Origin of the sequence: Dyadobacter sp. CY261 (assembly GCF_021440085.1) — a bacterium.
GTDB lineage: Bacteria > Bacteroidota > Bacteroidia > Cytophagales > Spirosomataceae > Dyadobacter.
The window spans coordinates 717,777-732,551 of record NZ_JAKCPW010000001.1; the positions used below are offsets into that span (position 1 = coordinate 717,777).

Annotated in this window: 14 protein-coding genes; 7 read left to right on the forward strand and 7 right to left on the reverse strand. The window is 49.7% G+C overall.

The genetic code is table 11. The annotated features are described in order from the left end of the window. Window positions 1-4: 4 nt before the first annotated feature. From LZD49_RS02975 to LZD49_RS02990, 4 genes are read left to right on the forward strand one after another with little or no spacing between them, the layout of a single operon-like run. Entirely contained in the window at window positions 5-211 is a 207-nt protein-coding gene (locus tag LZD49_RS02975; protein WP_234665827.1) for a DUF350 domain-containing protein, read from the forward strand. Next, window positions 212-1,744, forward strand: coding sequence for a polyamine aminopropyltransferase (locus LZD49_RS02980; protein WP_234665828.1), 1,533 nt, complete (start codon window positions 212-214; stop codon window positions 1,742-1,744). Beyond that, entirely contained in the window at window positions 1,741-3,339 is a 1,599-nt protein-coding gene (locus tag LZD49_RS02985; protein WP_234665829.1) for an FAD-dependent oxidoreductase, read from the forward strand. The genes LZD49_RS02980 and LZD49_RS02985 overlap by 4 nt, the downstream gene beginning before the upstream one ends. A gap of 5 nt (window positions 3,340-3,344) precedes the next feature. Continuing rightward, window positions 3,345-4,397: a hypothetical protein gene (locus LZD49_RS02990; RefSeq protein WP_234665830.1), complete on the forward strand. Its 1,053-nt coding sequence runs from the start codon at window positions 3,345-3,347 to the stop codon at window positions 4,395-4,397. A gap of 4 nt (window positions 4,398-4,401) precedes the next feature. On the opposite strand, the gene LZD49_RS02995 is transcribed toward LZD49_RS02990, so the two are convergent. After that, entirely contained in the window at window positions 4,402-5,163 is a 762-nt protein-coding gene (locus tag LZD49_RS02995; RefSeq protein ID WP_234665831.1) for a LytTR family DNA-binding domain-containing protein, read from the reverse strand. Beyond that, window positions 5,151-6,887: a sensor histidine kinase gene (locus LZD49_RS03000; protein WP_234665832.1), complete on the reverse strand. Its 1,737-nt coding sequence runs from the start codon at window positions 6,885-6,887 to the stop codon at window positions 5,151-5,153. Before LZD49_RS03000 ends, LZD49_RS02995 begins: the two co-directional genes overlap by 13 nt. A gap of 282 nt (window positions 6,888-7,169) precedes the next feature. Here LZD49_RS03000 and LZD49_RS03005 point away from each other — a divergent pair, with 282 nt between their 5' ends. Continuing rightward, window positions 7,170-7,937, forward strand: coding sequence for a phytanoyl-CoA dioxygenase family protein (locus LZD49_RS03005; protein WP_234665833.1), 768 nt, complete (start codon window positions 7,170-7,172; stop codon window positions 7,935-7,937). 74 nt (window positions 7,938-8,011) lie between these two features. Here the strand turns inward: LZD49_RS03005 and dgoD are convergent, their stop codons facing one another. The 5 genes from dgoD to LZD49_RS03030 form a co-directional block, all read right to left on the reverse strand. Then, on the reverse strand, window positions 8,012-9,160 hold the full coding sequence (gene dgoD / locus LZD49_RS03010) for a galactonate dehydratase (RefSeq protein ID WP_234665834.1): 1,149 nt from the start codon (window positions 9,158-9,160) through the stop codon (window positions 8,012-8,014). A 29-nt stretch (window positions 9,161-9,189) separates the two neighbouring features. Beyond that, a complete protein-coding gene (locus LZD49_RS03015) occupies window positions 9,190-9,828 on the reverse strand; it encodes an START domain-containing protein (RefSeq protein ID WP_234665835.1) in 639 nt (212 codons plus the stop codon). Between the two features lie 120 nt (window positions 9,829-9,948). Next, window positions 9,949-10,395 (reverse strand): helix-turn-helix domain-containing protein, encoded by a 447-nt coding sequence (locus LZD49_RS03020; RefSeq protein ID WP_234665836.1) that lies wholly within the window; start codon window positions 10,393-10,395, stop codon window positions 9,949-9,951. Window positions 10,396-10,436: 41 nt separating this feature from the next. Then, entirely contained in the window at window positions 10,437-11,720 is a 1,284-nt protein-coding gene (locus tag LZD49_RS03025; RefSeq protein ID WP_234665837.1) for a Gfo/Idh/MocA family protein, read from the reverse strand. A 126-nt stretch (window positions 11,721-11,846) separates the two neighbouring features. Further along, entirely contained in the window at window positions 11,847-12,611 is a 765-nt protein-coding gene (locus LZD49_RS03030) for an NrtR DNA-binding winged helix domain-containing protein (RefSeq protein WP_234665838.1), read from the reverse strand. A gap of 234 nt (window positions 12,612-12,845) precedes the next feature. On the opposite strand from LZD49_RS03030, the gene LZD49_RS03035 reads away from it, so the two are divergent. Beyond that, window positions 12,846-13,865, forward strand: a complete 1,020-nt coding sequence (locus LZD49_RS03035) for a sugar phosphate isomerase/epimerase (protein ID WP_234665839.1) — start codon at window positions 12,846-12,848, stop codon at window positions 13,863-13,865. 168 nt (window positions 13,866-14,033) lie between these two features. Beyond that, window positions 14,034-14,723 carry an outer membrane beta-barrel protein gene (locus LZD49_RS03040; RefSeq protein WP_234665840.1) on the forward strand — a complete coding sequence of 230 codons (690 nt, stop codon included), beginning with the start codon at window positions 14,034-14,036 and terminating at the stop codon, window positions 14,721-14,723. The last annotated feature ends 52 nt before the right edge of the window (window positions 14,724-14,775 follow it).

Genomic DNA, 14,775 nt, shown 5'->3' on the forward strand with positions numbered 1-14,775 from the left:
ATCGATGCAACAATACGTCGTCAGTTCGCTCGTGTACTCGGGCCTTGGCATTATGATCCTGCTGATCACATTCGCCGTTATCGAAATACTCACCCCCAAGCACAACCTGCGTCGCGAAATCATGGAAAACAAAAATGTGGCGCTGGCCATATTTGGCGGTTTTTTCATGCTGGCGATTGCCATTATCATTGCATCAGCGATCCACGGGTAAATGAAGGGTACAACGGGAAAGCACAGTGCGCAATGGGTGCTGCTCGTAGCGGTGTTCATCATCGCGACGTGCGGTTTGATTTACGAGCTGGTAGCAGGGACGCTGGCGAGCTATCTGCTGGGCGACAGCGTCACGCAGTTCAGCATTATCATCGGGGTGTACCTGTTTTCGATGGGGATCGGCTCGTACCTCTCGCGGTTTTTTAACGATCACCTGATCGAGTGGTTCATCCGTATCGAATTGCTGGTGGGATTGGTGGGCGGTTTCAGCGCCATCATCCTGTTCCTGGTTTTTCCGCTTGCATTCAGTTTTCAGCCTATATTATACGCATTGGTGGCGATGACGGGTATTTTGGTGGGAATTGAAATACCACTTTTGCTCCGCATTTTGAAAGATAAGGTCGAGTTCAAAGAACTGGTGAGCAGGGTTTTTACTTATGATTACATTGGTGCATTGCTGGCGTCACTGATTTTTCCGCTGGTTTTTGTTCCATATCTCGGCCTTATCCGTACCAGCCTGTTTTTTGGTTTGCTAAACGTGGGGGTTGGCTTGTACCTATGCCGCTACTTTGCTGTTGAAATACGGCGTGCCGGTGCCATCCGTTTTGGCGGCATACTAATCCTGATCGCAGAAACAGTGGCGTTCATTTTCTCGGAACAGATCATGAGTTTCAGCGAGACCCTCGCTTATAACGATCAGGTGGTTTATTCTACATCCACCCCTTACCAGCGGATCGTGATTACCAAAAACCGCCACGATCTCCGGCTTTATCTCAATAATAACCTCCAATTCAGCTCCGCGGACGAATACAGGTACCACGAAGCGCTGGTACATCCGGCGATGACGGCGGTGCGTGAACCTCGAAATGTGCTCATTCTGGGTGGAGGCGATGGCCTGGCAGCGCGGGAAATATTGAAATACAAATCTGTGAAAACGGTGCAGCTTGTAGACCTCGATCCGGTGATGACCAGACTTTTTACCGGCCAGCATATTCTTTCGGAAATCAACAGACATTCACTGAGAGACCCGCGCGTGACCGTTATCAATGCCGACGCATTCATGTGGTTGAAAGAAAATGAAAAGCAGTTCGACTGCGTCGTTATCGACTTTCCGGACCCTTCCGGATTTTCGGTTGGGAAACTTTACACCACGGCTTTTTACCGCCTGTTGAAAACCGCTATGAAGCCGGGCGCTGTGGCGGTTATTCAAAGCACATCCCCGTATGTAGCGCCTAAAAGCTTCTGGTGTGTGAGCGAAACGCTCAAAGCATCGGGTTTTCAGACCGTGGCATACCACAACTATGTGCCCTCGTTCGGTGAATGGGGTTATGTAATGGCGATGAAATCAGGCGCCTATCAGTTGCCGGATACCTTCTCGATCGAGAAAAAGTACATCAGCAGGGCTGTAATGGAGCAAATGCTGCAATTCCCGGACGATATGCTTGCCCATGAACCGTTAGAAGTAAACAAGCTGAACAATCAGGCGCTGGTCAATTATTTTGAGAAGGAGTGGGGCAAATACCTGGAACAATGAAAAGGAGCGAATTCATTAAACTCACGGCTGGAATGGCCGCCGCCGCACCGCTCCTGCACGCGTGCGCCAGCGAAAAGTCTATTCCGGGGGAAATAGTAGGAGCGTCCGCTGCAACGGGGCATCTACTGCGCGACCATTCGTTCAACGCACCGGCTGAATATGAACAACGCGGCGTGGTTGTAATCGGTGCCGGGGTGAGTGGGCTTTCGGCCGCGCGGTACCTGGTGCAACAGGGCGTGAAAGATGTAATTGTGCTGGATCTGGAACCACAGGCAGGCGGTAATGCGGCGTCGGGGAGCAATGCCTTTTCAAAATACCCCTGGGGCGCGCATTACGTGCCGGTACCGAACAATAACCTCACCGAATACCTCTCGTTTTTAGAGGAGGCCAAAGTTATAACCGGTTATGCCGATGCCGGTTTGCCGGTTTACGATGAATTTTACCTCTGCCATGAACCCGAGGAAAGGTTATATATCAATGGACAATGGCAGGAGGGACTGATCCCCAATTTTGGGCTGAATGCTTCCGAATTGCAGGTATTCAAACAGTTTTTTAGCCTGATCACCCATTTCAAACAGTTGAAAGGCAGCGACGGCCGCGATGCATTCAGCATTCCGGTGGACACGTCGAGCCGGGACGAATCACTGCGGGTGCTGGACCGCATGACGATGAAAGCGTGGATGGACGGCCAGAACCTGATCAGTGAACACATCCGCTGGTACGTCGACTACTGTACCCGCGACGACTTCGGGACACCTTACGATGTGGTGAGCGCCTGGGCGGGCATTCATTACTTTGCTTCGCGAAAAGGTAAGGCGGCAAATGCGGCTTATAACGACGTGCTTACCTGGGAACAGGGGAATGGATTTCTGATTGAGGCACTGAAAAAAAATCTGGATGGGAAACTCGTTACCGGTGCATTGGCAACGGCGGTCAAACCTACCGGCGACGGTGTGAAAATAGACTACCTGGATGTGGTTACCCGACAGGTAAAAGGTCTCGAAGCCCGGCAATGCGTTATGGCGGTGCCCCAGTTTGTCGCTGCGCGTTTATTGAGGGACGAGGAACGCGGGAAAACGGTAAAGGGGCATTTTCAATATGTTCCATGGATGGTCGCCAACCTCACCGTAAACAGCCTGCACGAACGCGGTGGCCAGCCCGCAAGCTGGGATAATGTAATTTACGGAGGCCGTTCACTGGGCTACGTGGACGCCACCCATCAACAAATCCGGCAGTTAAAAGAAAGGCGCAACCTAACCTATTACCTCCCGCTCACACACGCATTACCCGACACAGCGCGCAAGGAAGCATACCGCACGCAACACGCCGCTTGGGCGGAAAAGATCCTGGTCGACCTTCAACCGGTACATCCTGATATCAGACAAAATACTGAACGGATCGACATTATGCTTTGGGGGCATGCGATGGTGCAACCCCGGCCGGGCATTATCCATGGAGACGTCAGGCAAAGTCTGGCGAAAAGCATTGAGGGGCGCATTCATTTCGCGCATACCGACCTCGCCGGTGTGAGCATATTCGAGGAAGGTTTTTATCAGGGAATAGCAGCTGCCAGAAAGATCCTCCAACAAACATGACCACTATGGAAACCAGGCAACCATGGCTGGGTAAGCCGTTGACCGACATTGTTTTTATCCTCGCGCCTCCGTTTCTGAGCTTGCTGGTAGTGGTTTATTTCCCCCAGATATTCCGGGACAATGCCGATATACCCGACAGTTGGTGGATAGTATTGATATTGCTCATAGACGTCGCCCATGTGTACAGCACCCTTTACCGCACCTATCTGAACCGGCAGCTTTACGCCCGTTTCAAACCGCTGCTGATCGGCATTCCGGTGTTGGCGCTGGTGATCGGGTCGGGGATTTACTTAGTGAATGGAATATGGTTTTGGCGGGTGCTGGCTTATCTGGCCGTGTACCATTTTGTAAGGCAGCAATATGGTTTCATGCGGTTGTACAGCCGTTTCGAGAAAACCCCCGCATGGTACCGGTATGTCGATCAGTTTACGGTTTACTATGCTACCATTTACCCGTTGCTCTACTGGCATTTGTCCGGCGACAGGCGCTTCAACTGGTTCGTCGAGCATGAGTTTTTTATTTCAAACTCCCATGCGGCATTATGGATAGCTACTGCGCTGTACTTCATCATGCTATTCGTTTACACGATCAAGGAAATACACTATTTTCTGCATTTTCGGACCCTGAACGTCCCCCGTATCGCCGTTATCACGGGTACGCTGGTGTCGTGGTATTTTGGTATTGTGTATTTCAATGGCGACCTCGCATTCACTTTGCTGAACGTCGTGAGCCACGGCATTCCGTACATGGCGCTGATATGGATATTTGGTAAAAAAGAAGCAGCCCGCGCGGAATCTGGCAGGCTGCTTCCGATATTCTTCGGGCAATATGGCGTTTTGCTGTTCCTGGGCCTTATTTTTCTTTTGGCCTACTTCGAAGAAGGCCTCTGGGACCGGGCCGTCTGGAAGGAGCACCGCAATCTTTTCTCGCTCTTCTACCACTTCCCGCTCGGAGCCGACAAGTCGGCGCTGGCGTTGATCGTTCCTTTTCTGGCCGTTCCGCAGATCACACATTATGTGATCGACGGGTTTATCTGGAAGCGTGGGAAAGACATGTAGCTTTTTATAAGAAAAGCCCTTTTAAAAGATGCCTCCGTTGTTTGCTCACAATGGCCTGAAAATTTCCTTCCATTAATAAATATCCGCCATCTTCCTTCTTAAATGACACGATCCGGTTTTTATTGATCAGGTAAGATTGATGCGTCCGCAGAAAACCATAAGGTTCCAGGATTGTCTCATATTCGGAAATTGGCTTGCTGACAGTGATTTTCTTGGATCCGTGAAGATAGAATGTGGTATAGCTGTTGTCCGATTTACAGAAAACAATGTCGTCTATCTGCACATAATGAATCTCATTGGCTTCTGCCAGCGCGATTTTCTTCTGCCGTTGCGTCGGCATATTTTCGAACGATTGGATGAGCATGGCGATCTGCGTGCTCTGGTCGCGCTCCTTTTTTCGGTTTACAGCCTTGCCTACTGCTTCCACCAGTTCGCGATGATCAAGTGGTTTGAGCAGGTAATCAGTTGCGGCAAACTTGACGGCCTGAATGCCATAATGATCATAAGCCGTGGTGAAAATAATGCTGCCCTGATACCCGGCGAGCCGTTTCAAAAGATCGAAACCGGTTTCATTTTGCAGACGGATATCCAAAAACAAGATATCCGTTTGCTGGTTGGCTAAAAATTGCTGCGCGTCGGCGACATTGTGTGCGTGTCCCGCCACTTCCACCTGCGGGCAATGCATCTCGAGCGCAAGGCGCAGGTTACGCACGGCCTGGATCTCATCGTCGAGGATGAAGCAGCGGATCGGGTTTATGACAGCCATTTTAATAAGCGGATTTCGGTAATCGTTCCCCCGCCTGTGGTAGTATTGGTTTGAAGGATAATTTGCATCGCAGGTAATTTCTGATTGATCAACGCAATGCGTCGGTTGGTTAAGGAAAGACCGTGCCCCGCCGGTTTTACCGAAGGATCGAACCCGATACCGTTGTCGGTAATCACGACGAAGAGGTCCGTTTTGTTGCAGCGGACGGTAATGCTCAGTGCTGGCTTTCCGACGCGCTCATTCAGACCGTGGCGGATGCTGTTTTCGATGATCGGTTGTAAAAGCAATGGTGGAAAATCGATAGCGGCAAGGTCATGACCACATTCGTTTTGGAAATGGTATTCAAATGGTTTCCGCTTTTGTTCCAATGCGATATACCTTTCCTCGATAGCAATTTCCTCGGAGAGCGACACAAGCTCCTTACGCCCGCTGTCCATGATAATGCGCATGAAGGTAGCCACTTCGGTAATGTACTGATTGGCCGCTTCCGGGTCCTCCTGCCGTATCAGCGATTGCACAGCATTGAGCGAATTGAAAAGAAAATGCGGGTTCAATTGTCCGCTTAGCAATTGCAACTGGTTCTCAATTTCGTTTTTCTTGCGATTGACGTTTGTTAGCTGCCGTTTGTAACGTCGTTTTTGGATAAAAACAGCCAATAGTGCAAGTAAAATCACGCCGACAATGGCTAATGCGAGATCCACCCATTTCGCCGTTCCGGGATAATATCCAACGCTGACGGTCACTTCATGAATGCTTTCAGGTTGGTGTCGATACCGTAGAAATATCCTGACAGTCTCGCCGGCCTTTGGTTTGTCGAGGTAAATGTAGGTGTAACCGGTCGTGAATTTTGCATTGCTTTCGCCCCCTAGCCTTTGCCAGTTTTCAGGTTTCCCGATCGCGTATTCGATCCCGCTATTTTTGGGTGTCTTGCCAAAAAAATGGTATTGCTCGTGGTTTGAAAACCGAAGCAATGCCGAATGGCCGGCAGCTATTTCAAAGTGGCTGACCTGAGGCCCTTGCTCCGTGCGCACTTTGTTGATTTCCGTATTCAGGATGTCTTCAAAGCTTTTATCGGATGAAAAATCGACAAAATTGAAATAATCGGGTACGCTGCGCACTCGGGTGATCGAAAAGTGGTACACGCTCGCCAAGCTATTTTTATTTCTGAATTCGACATTCAGGGAATCATTGAGCCGAAGCTCGAATTTGCCGGCATGGTAATGCTCTGCGGGAGTAGTTTTCACGTTGTCAGGCTGGTCCCGGAAGGATTTCATATCACCATGTCCAATGTAGAAATCCGGATCATTTTTGAGCGAAGCAACGTCGGTCCAATCGTTTTTTAACGTGCCATTCACCAAAGTCCTGAATTGCAAATGGTTAAAGTCAAGGTGCGGGATTGTATCGCCTTTATGGACGAGAACGCGGGTAAAAGGATAGAAATCAAGCGAAAAACGGCCCATCGCGACGTAAAACTTAGAAGGATCGACAGTTGAAAGCTCCCTGGTCAGGGTGGCGTCTGTGTAAAGAAACTGGTTGTCGTGGTTGGGCGTCAGAAAGGAAACCTTATCCGGAGCGGTACTGATGCTGCCCGCCATGGTGACAATGCATGAGTCGCAGACAACGCCCTGATGTATTTCTTTGATAGCAAGTATATTATTCGCACTATACTGTCCGGCAACGGCGACAGGGAACAATAGGCAAAGCAGAAGTGCCAATTTTTTCATGGATATAATGATCTGATTCTGCCGCAAAATCGCAACGATGCCCGACAACCAACCAGCCAAAACTGAATATGGTAGTTTTTACTTTGAATTTGACATGGTTAGGTAAAATAGAAGTAAATAATATACATTTGCCACTATGCGGTTCGCTCCAATGCTCTGATATATCCCCAGGATCGTCATCCCCGACGAACGCCTTCACCGAAGGCCTGAAATGCTATTATCCATTATTTTCTTTTCAAAACGCGGCAAAGCATTGCGGAAACCGCAATAATTATTGGAGCTATGCAAGAAGACTTGAGTCCCCTACAAATAGATCAATTCATAACCCAGGGTTTCATAAAACTGGAAAACGCCTTTCCGACGGATCTCGCCGATCAGGTGCGCGACATCCTCTGGCGCGACCTCGGAATCAATAGAAACGACTCCACAACCTGGACAAAACCAGTGATCCGCCTGGGTATGTATTCGCAGGAGCCATTTGTAACATCAGCCAATACATCGGTATTGCACAGGTCGTTTGACCAGTTGGTAGGTGTAGGTAAATGGCTGCCCTGCCATAGTATGGGTACATTTCCAGTTCGTTTTCCATCTGATGAGGACCCCGGCGATGCAGGCTGGCACGTGGATGCCAGTTTTCCTGGTGATAATCCGGCCAACTTTTGGGAATGGCGGGTAAATGTACATTCAAAAGGCAGGGCCCTCCTGATGCTTTTCCTGTACTCGGATGTGAGCGAGCGCGATGCGCCTACACGTATACGTACAGGTTCGCACATGGACGTCGCGCGTGCATTACGCACGGAAGGCGAGGCTGGATTGTCATTCATGGAAATCGCCGGAAGGCTCGACGCCATGCCACAGCGCGAAACAGCGCTCGCCACCGGCAAGGCAGGCACCGTTTATCTCTGCCATCCATTCCTCGTCCACGCTGCCCAACCGCACCGCGGCAAAGAGCCTAAATTCATGGCGCAACCGCCGCTGTTATTGCGGGAAGAATTGTCTGTAAATGGCAATAGCCCCATCGAAAGGGCTATTTGGCGGGCGTTAAGCTAGTGAGAGGAAGGGAGGAAGGATTAAGCTATTTTTTCTTTGTCTTGTCCTCCCTTCCTCCTTCGTTCATAAAAAAACTACCACTCCGCCGCACTGCCATCTTCGTGCGACCACAGCGGATTCTTCCAGTTATGGCCAATTTCGGCCATTTTGCGTACTACCGTTTCGTCGACTTCAATGCCGAGGCCGGGGCCCGACGGGATATTGACGAACCCATCGTTATAGTCGAAAACCGTTCTGTCGGTGAGGTAATCCATCAGATCGCTTCCCTGGTTATAGTGAATGCCCAGGCTTTGCTCTTGAATGAATGCATTGTGGCAGGTAGCGTCCACTTGCAGGCAAGCGGCCAGCGCGATGGGCCCGAGCGGACAATGCGGTGCGGCCGCCACGTCGAAGGCTTCGGCCATAGAAAGTATCTTTTTGCATTCGGTAATGCCGCCGGCGTGGGAGAGATCAGGCTGGATAATGTCGGCATAACCGTGCATGAGCAGGTCTTTGAAATGCCACCGGCTGAACATCCGTTCGCCTGTGGCAATAGGGATGGAAGTATGCTGGGCGATTTCGCGCAATGCCTCATTGTTTTCAGGCAAAACGGGTTCCTCAATGAACATCGGCCTGAATGGCTCCAATTCCTTGGCCAGTACTTTGGCCATCGGTTTATGCAACCTGCCGTGGAAATCCACACCGATTTCGATCTGGTAACCCAACGCTTCCCGGATCGATGCCACTCTTTTGATAGCCAGATCGATTTTTTCGAAAGAATCGATGTATTGCATTTCATTGGTGGCATTCATTTTTATGGCCTTGAAACCACGGTCGAAGCATTCTTTTGCGGCACCCGCCACTTCGTCGGGCCGGTCACCTCCGATCCAGGAATAGACTTTGATTTTGTCACGGCACTTGCCGCCAAGCAGTTGGTAAATGGGTGCATTGAAGAATTTGCCTTTGATATCCCAAAGCGCCTGATCGATGCCTGCTATGGCGCTCATCAGGATCGGCCCGCCGCGGTAAAAACCGCCCCGGTACATTGTATTCCAATGGCCTTCGATATCCAGCGGGTCTTTGCCGATCAAAGCTTCCATCAATTCGTGAACAGCTGCCGCGACCGTCGCAGCTTTACCCTCGATCACCGGCTCGCCCCAGCCGACTATGCCTTCATCGGTTTCAATTTTCAAAAACAACCACCTTGGAGGGACCTGGAACAGCTCATAACTTCTGATTTTCATTCTTTTTTCTTTTACATGCTATAACCTTTCTAATTAGCTATAAATGTAAGGGAGGCATTCCTATATTTCGGCAATCCGAGCTGCTGTTTCATACTTTTAAATGTCTGCATAGGCCCTTCCGCCGCAAATGCGTTTACTGCCCAGGCCGGCACATAGCCGCCGGGATCGGTATGGAGCGTGTATTCAATGCGGGTTTTGGCACCCACCGGCGTCAGTACCCAACGCCCTTTGGAGTCACTCACACGGACGACATTCTTTTTTACGGGCACCATGCCGGAAACCACCGGCCCGTCGATCGTGACGACGCCACTTGCAGGGTCGTGCTTTGCCATCAGGTGCGCCACAAAATCACGGTTGTCCAGCGGCCATGGCAGACTGATTTCGGAATGATAATACAAGTCAGTAGGAGAGACCTTCTTGACAAGTGTGCAGGACTTGGTCTTATACACCCACTGCGTGCCCGCCTCCACATCAAGAATTAAAGACACCATTTGGTTAACCGAAGCGTCCACCACGCAATCCACTTTAATCGCTTTAATCTTCGATTCGGGAACGGCTGAGGAATAAATGCGGATCTGCTCTTCTTCGGCAATCAGCTTCCATTTGTTTTGGGCGATCGCCGGCGGGCATAATGAAAGAGTAACGAGTAACAGGATGAATTTTCGCATTTGTCGGATGAAGTATGGTTCGGTTATACACTACATTTTTTAGTATGACAACCCAGCCATTACAACCCCTACCAACCGCATTAAATTCCTCCTGATCCACCAAATAAAGCTGTGCTAGCATTATTCCGCAACAGGCACCAGCTTTTCATAGCCATACTTTTCAAACTCAGCACCTTTTCCACTGCCCAATTTTTTTAATTCGTTCCTTATTTCGAGCCGGAACCAATGCTCAGGGCTGGTTTTCGAAAAAGAAGCTAGTTTAAAAGCAATGTCCGCATTCAGCTTCCGCTCGCCGGTGAGGTATTTGTGCAGGTTGCTGTCTTTCATTTCGAATAGCTCTGCGAGTTGTTTTTGGGTCACGCCGAGGACTTTAAGGTAGCGTTTGACAAAGTCATGAAGACTTGTGTAATCATAGGGCTTATCCTCGATTACCTCGGGGGTGTTCTCACAAACCAGCACGAAGGCCTGGGAATCCTTCTTTTGGGCCTGTTTGTGAAAATTGAACCGCCAGCCTTCATTCAATGAAGGTAAAACCAGCCGACCAGGCTTGATAATTTGCGCGGCCATCTCCCGGCCGTCTGAAACACAGACTACATGTAAAAATTACATTAAACCAAATTCCATTCCTTTCTAGGTTTGCGCGATAGAAACTTGTTCGCCTCCCTATCACCGACAAACTTTTCCTTCTTTGCATTCCAGGTCAGTTCGCGTTTCAAACGATACGAAATCAACCCTAAATGCATAGGGATCGTCATTTCCCGTGCGTAGGCCAGGTTTGACTCGGGTTGTTTTCTTGACTTCACACAGTCGATGAAGTTCTGCTGGTGGCCAGGTGAGCGGGGATTGGTCACAGGCACGGAAGCAATATCGGTCATTTTTTCACCATTGATCGTCAGTTCGCGGGTGTTGTAATCGCAGATAAGCGTTCCCTTATCACCTTCGAAAAACGCGCCTATGCCGCGCTCTGCCGCACCTGGTACGTCTGGTGGGGTCGATGACCAGAGTACTTTCAGTCCATCGAATTCATAATCCACATCCAGCGTCTTCGGCGCGTCGGCAATGCCCTCGTATGCGGTTCCCCGTGCACTTACTTTTGTGAGGCCCTTCGGACTGATCGCCGAATACATTACATCGGCAATATGGCACCAGAAGTCAGCAAATTCGCCGCCCGAGTAATCGAGAAAATAGCGGTAGGTAAAATGGCATTTCTCAGGAATGTATTCGGTAAATGGTGCCGGACCGAGCCACATGTCCCAATTAAGCGTTTTGGGAACGGCTTGCACCGTCGGAGAACCGAGCTCTTTGGTCGATGGCTTTTTCCAGAGCCGCACCGTATGCACCTTCCCGATCGAGCCCGACCGGATCAGCTCGACAACGCGGTGAAAATTATCGCCCGCATGGATCTGGTTACCCATTTGAAACACCCGGTTGTGCTTTTCAAGCTGTTTGAGCATCATTTTGCCTTCTTTCAAACAATACGAAAGCGGTTTTTCACCATACACATCCTTTCCAGCCTGAAACGCCAGCGTTGCGATCTGCGCGTGCCAGTGATCCGGCGTCGCCACCGTGATCGCATCAATATCTTTTCGTTCCAGAACACGGCGGAAATCCCCGTACGTATCCACTTTAATGCCGGGCTTCATTTCTTCCAGCCGCTGTTTAGTTTCTCCCAAATGCAGCTCATCCACATCACAAAGTGCGACAATCTCGGCATCAGGCAAATTCGCAAACCATTTCATATGGTTATTTCCCATTCCACCCAAACCGATATGCGCTATACGCGCCCGATCGCTCGGGGCCGCGCGGGTGATCAAATTAGGTAAAACGGTCAGTCCAAGGGTAGTAAGCCCGGCAGTTTTCAGGAATTCGCGGCGGTTGGGGGATTGGCTCATTGAATGGTTCAGGAGTTAGGATTGGATTGCTGGTTTTAAAAGGTGTTGGGGGGTGAATGTTACTGCGTTTGACAATGGGAGGAAGGAGAAGGGAGGACAAACTTCCTCCTTCCTCCCCAAAACCTCTCACATCGCAAACGAAACCCCCTCCGCCACAGCCCGCTCATATTTCTCCTTCACAAAGCGGTATAAATAGGGCGACTTGTTGGCAGCGCCTACACGTTTTTCGTCCAGGCGTTCCAGAATATCATAACTCATAAGCAGTTTCTGAAAATTACGCCTATCGAACTGGCGGCCCAGGATTGTCTCGTATAGGCGTTGGAGTTCAGGCATGGTGAATTTTTCGGGAAGAAGGTTGTAGCCGACGGGCTGGTTGCGGATGCGCTGGCGGAGGGCTTTTAATGCGCGATCGACCATTTCGTTGTGGTCGAAAAGGAGATTAGGAATCTCAGAGAGCGACCACCAGCGGCATTCGTCGGTAAACCAATCAGGTGTGGGTTGCACCTGGTCGAATTCCACCAGGGCGAAATAGCCGATGGATACAACGCGGCGGAAAATGATGCCGTCAAAAAAGCCCTTTCCAAAGGTTGCTTCCAGCTTTTCGAGGAGTTCTTTTTCGGAATGATACACATAGCGGTTTACATTGCCGAAGGTATAGAATTGCTGTAAAAAAATGTCGTTCAAGCCCGTACGCTGGGTGAGAATGCGGTTGGCAGCGTCATCGGCCGACTCATCCAGCAGGATATGACCACCCGGCAAGCTCCATTCATCCGTTCCCTTCCAGCGTAGCAGCAGTACTTTCAGTTCGCCTTCATGAAAACCAAACACGGTGCAGTCGAGGGAAACCTCTTTCAATGCCTTGTCAAAAAATTCTTTCAAATTATGCTCCATGGGTAATTTGCAGAAATCAAGATTAAATTTCAATGCGTAAATTTTACACAAAGAAAATTTTCTTTATCATTGTGCTGTTAATTTCGATTGGTAAAATTCAATTTTTTGGTCAGAATATTATGAAAGTGTCTCCCTCAGCAACATTGTCAGTCTAACCTGTAACAAGCCTAATTAACCAACGTCCGGGTAAAACATTTTTGTTTCAAATGATTTTAAATTCTAACAAATCTACGCATGAACACTTCACGTCGTCAATTTCTGGGTCAGCTTGGGCTTGCCACCGCCGGTTTGGGGCTTTCCTCGATGGATTCGCTTGCCGCACCCGCGGCCAAATTCAATTTCGATATTTCACTGGCCGAGTTTTCCTTCGCGTCCGAGCTTTTCAGCGGTAAAATGACCAACATGGATTTCCCCGCCCGCGCCAAGAATGACTATGATATTACGATACTTGAATACGTTTCAGGTTTTTTTAACAACAAACATAAAGACCGGGCATACCTCAAAGAACTTAAACAGCGCTGCGACGACCTGGGATTGAAAAACCACCTTATTATGGTCGACGGGGAAAACCTGACGGCTCTGGACAATGTGGCGCGGTTGAAGGCTGTCGAGGCACATTATCCCTGGGTGGATGCAGCCAAATATCTTGGTTGTTCCGCGATTCGCGTGAACCTCGGCGATGCGATGGCGATGCTTTCGGGTAAAAAAGAGGAGGGAACACCGACTGAACTGGCGACAGCGGCGGTAGATGGCTATGGCAAACTGCTCGAATATGCAGGAAAAGCAGGGCTGAATGTAATTGTCGAAAATCACTTCGGCGTCTCCACCGACCCCGATTGGCTGGTGGGTGTGATGAAACAATTGAAAGCATCGAACAAAGGCCTGTTGCCGGATTTTGGCAATTTCTGCGCTGAAAGAAGCAAGCCGGAGACCCAGGACATCAAAGGTATCATGGCAACGAAGTGTGTGAAGGAGCACGACAAATACGATGGCGTGAGGAAAATGATGCCTTACGCGAAGGGTATCAGCGCCAAAACCCACCAGTTCAATGCGAACGGAAACGATCCGGAAACTGATTTTATTAAGATGTTCAAGATCATTAAGGAATCGGGCTGGAACAATGGTATTGTGGGCATTGAATACGAGGGCGGTTTAATGCGTGACATGGGTGGCGACACTACGAAGCCTACCAACGACGAGGGGATACGGCAAACCAAGGCTTTGTTGAAGAAGGTCTTAGAAGAGCTGGGGTGAGTTGGTTAAGTCAGGGGTTGCTAAGAGTGGTCAGAGTTGTGAAGACTTGCTCGGCGGAAAGCCACGGCTCCCATGCCAGCGCAGCCGGATAAGTAATAATACTTCATGTTTTAATACAACGAATGTTTGAATTATGGTGTCATTGGGTTACAAATAAACCTAGCTTCTATGAGACATTCCTACATGCTGTTGCTTGCACTCTGGTTACTGCCCTGGGAGGTTTATAGCCAGTCACCGGTTGAGGGCCGTCACTGGCGATTTGGCGTAATGGCCGGCCGCCAGTTCAAAGGAAAAATCTACGAGACGACCAAAATGGGGTCCGCAAGAGGCATAATAGGCGGACTGGACGTCAGCTATGCATTTGAAAAAGCAAGATCCGGGCCATCGATCCATTTTCAACCCAATTTTAGCACTTTTGAAAAAACCGAGACCGATGGTGCAGCTCAGAGTATGTACTACACCGAGTCAAAATGGAAATGGGAAGCCGTTACCGTGCCATTGCTGGTGCGCTACACCGTTCTGGGCGGAAGAGTCAGGCCTTTTGTGGAAGCGGGAGTTAGTTGGCGGTTTCGGACAGGCTTTTCTGTCAACGTGCGCAGGGAAACGTGTGGGTTTGCGGGATGTTACGCCACTGATACGCTTATCAATATTCAGGATATTGCCAAGCAGGATGGTTTCGGGATACAAGCGGGCGGCGGGTTGGAAGTAGACGTCTGGAACGTGACCATTCCAATCACGATACGTATCGCAGAGAGTGTCCGCCGGTATAGCGGCACCTATGATCCGGCGGTGAATGCTGCATCGTACTCGAATCTGAAAACCAAAGTGGTCCAGATTTCAGCCGGAGTGGTTTTCTGAGTCAGCAGAAGATTAATTTTTCTTTAAAAAATCATAAAATGTAGACCTTTAA

What these genes read in the sequence shown, in the direction of transcription:
- LZD49_RS03035 (WP_234665839.1), top strand. Translation starts at nt 12,846, where the DNA reads ATGAACACTTCACGTCGTCAATTTCTGGGTCAGCTTGGGCTTGCCACC.
- LZD49_RS02975 (WP_234665827.1), top strand. Translation starts at nt 5, where the DNA reads ATGCAACAATACGTCGTCAGTTCGCTCGTGTACTCGGGCCTTGGCATT.
- LZD49_RS03030 (WP_234665838.1), bottom strand. Translation starts at nt 12,611, where the DNA reads ATGGAGCATAATTTGAAAGAATTTTTTGACAAGGCATTGAAAGAGGTT.
- LZD49_RS03000 (WP_234665832.1), bottom strand. Translation starts at nt 6,887, where the DNA reads ATGAAAAAATTGGCACTTCTGCTTTGCCTATTGTTCCCTGTCGCCGTT.
- LZD49_RS03020 (WP_234665836.1), bottom strand. Translation starts at nt 10,395, where the DNA reads ATGGCCGCGCAAATTATCAAGCCTGGTCGGCTGGTTTTACCTTCATTG.
- LZD49_RS02990 (WP_234665830.1), top strand. Translation starts at nt 3,345, where the DNA reads ATGGAAACCAGGCAACCATGGCTGGGTAAGCCGTTGACCGACATTGTT.
- LZD49_RS02980 (WP_234665828.1), top strand. Translation starts at nt 212, where the DNA reads ATGAAGGGTACAACGGGAAAGCACAGTGCGCAATGGGTGCTGCTCGTA.
- LZD49_RS02985 (WP_234665829.1), top strand. Translation starts at nt 1,741, where the DNA reads ATGAAAAGGAGCGAATTCATTAAACTCACGGCTGGAATGGCCGCCGCC.
- LZD49_RS03025 (WP_234665837.1), bottom strand. Translation starts at nt 11,720, where the DNA reads ATGAGCCAATCCCCCAACCGCCGCGAATTCCTGAAAACTGCCGGGCTT.
- LZD49_RS03005 (WP_234665833.1), top strand. Translation starts at nt 7,170, where the DNA reads ATGCAAGAAGACTTGAGTCCCCTACAAATAGATCAATTCATAACCCAG.
- LZD49_RS02995 (WP_234665831.1), bottom strand. Translation starts at nt 5,163, where the DNA reads ATGGCTGTCATAAACCCGATCCGCTGCTTCATCCTCGACGATGAGATC.
- LZD49_RS03040 (WP_234665840.1), top strand. Translation starts at nt 14,034, where the DNA reads ATGAGACATTCCTACATGCTGTTGCTTGCACTCTGGTTACTGCCCTGG.
- LZD49_RS03015 (WP_234665835.1), bottom strand. Translation starts at nt 9,828, where the DNA reads ATGCGAAAATTCATCCTGTTACTCGTTACTCTTTCATTATGCCCGCCG.
- dgoD (WP_234665834.1), bottom strand. Translation starts at nt 9,160, where the DNA reads ATGAAAATCAGAAGTTATGAGCTGTTCCAGGTCCCTCCAAGGTGGTTG.